The organism is Stenotrophomonas sp. 278 (assembly GCF_003935715.1).
Lineage (GTDB): Bacteria > Pseudomonadota > Gammaproteobacteria > Xanthomonadales > Xanthomonadaceae > Stenotrophomonas > Stenotrophomonas maltophilia_AH.
Window position 1 is genome coordinate 1 of sequence record NZ_RHPP01000289.1, and the last position, 1,282, is coordinate 1,282.

The 1,282-nt window shown below is 63.2% G+C and carries 2 protein-coding genes; both read left to right on the forward strand.

The annotated features are described in order from the left end of the window. A partial coding sequence (locus EGJ34_RS21720; RefSeq protein ID WP_260477097.1) for a hypothetical protein occupies positions 1 to 483 on the forward strand: 483 nt, incomplete at its 5' end. Between the two features lie 142 nt (positions 484 to 625). After that, positions 626 to 1,282: transglycosylase SLT domain-containing protein (locus EGJ34_RS21725; protein ID WP_148100558.1), on the forward strand; the 657-nt coding region annotated here is incomplete at its 3' end.

A 1,282-nucleotide genomic window follows, 5' to 3' on the forward strand; every position in this document is an offset into this window, starting at 1 on the left:
GCCGGAACGCCGTCCGCGCCGGCCGCTGCTGCGCCCACCGCCGCGCCTGCATCCCCTGTTTCATCCACCCCGCAAGAAGAGAAAGGCATGCATAAGGAATGCAATGGAGCCCGGTTGTCGCTGACCGTGTTGCCAGCCAAAGACGAAACGTCCCGTACCCGCATGGACTTCGAGAAGGACGGCCAGCGCCGAACCCTCGAGAACCCGCCGGAGATGAGCGATTACAGCGCGGTCGGCCTGGCCTGCGTGAAGGATGAAAAGGGTACCTCTTACTTTGTCGTGCAGTTCGGCGAAGTGGAGCAGGGCTGCGCGTTCTGCGAATGGTTCTACCTGTATGACACCAATGGAACCGCGCTGACCCACAGCAATCCGCCGCTGAAGGACGAAGGCGACGAGAAGTCCCCGAACAACGACGAGTACGCGGCCATGCTGGCCAAGCTCGGCATCACCCATCCCGAGGAGGTGGACTACATCGAAGACTGAGCCACGCGGTAGGTACTGACCGTTGGTCAGTACGCAGCAGGTATCGACCAACGGTCGATACGGTAGGTATCGACCGTTGGTCGATACAAGGAGCAACACCCCTTAAGGAAAGCCTCTTTCTCACAGAATGGATAGCACAGACATGCCAAACGAAATCTATACCGACATGCTCCAGCCCAAGGGCGCGGAGTACCGCAGCAGCCAGATCAAGCCGTGGAGCCATTACCGCGAGCCGATCGACGACACCGATGGCCGCCTGCATGGTGAATCGCGCCGCTGGGGCGACGCCTCGCCCGAAGTCCAGTCGCGGGTCATCGATTCGCTGATCGAATCCTCCCGCGAAGCCGGGCTGACCCCGCGCGAAACCGCGTATGTGCTGGCTATTGCCCGCGTGGAATCCGGTTTCAACCCCGATGCCGCCGCCGGCACCACCTCGGCCTCCGGCCTGGGGCAGTTCATCGACAAGACCGGCAAGCACTATGGGTTGACCAACGCCAACCGCTTCGACGTGGACGCACAGTCGGACGCACTGGTGGCCCACTTCGTCGACAACCGCAATCTGGCACGCAACCGTGGCCAGGGCGAGGACTATATCTACAAGTACCATCACGACGGCCCGACCACCGATTACGGCGGCCTCGGGCTTTCCCGGCGCGAGATCGCGCCGCATCTGGATCAGTACGAGCAGTTCGTGAACCAGCGGCTGGCGCAGACCCAGGGACAGAGCCAGGCGCAGGCACAGCCCGCTCCGCAGCAGGCCGCCCAGATGGGTGCCGCTGTCGCGGCAGCCGGCGCCGCA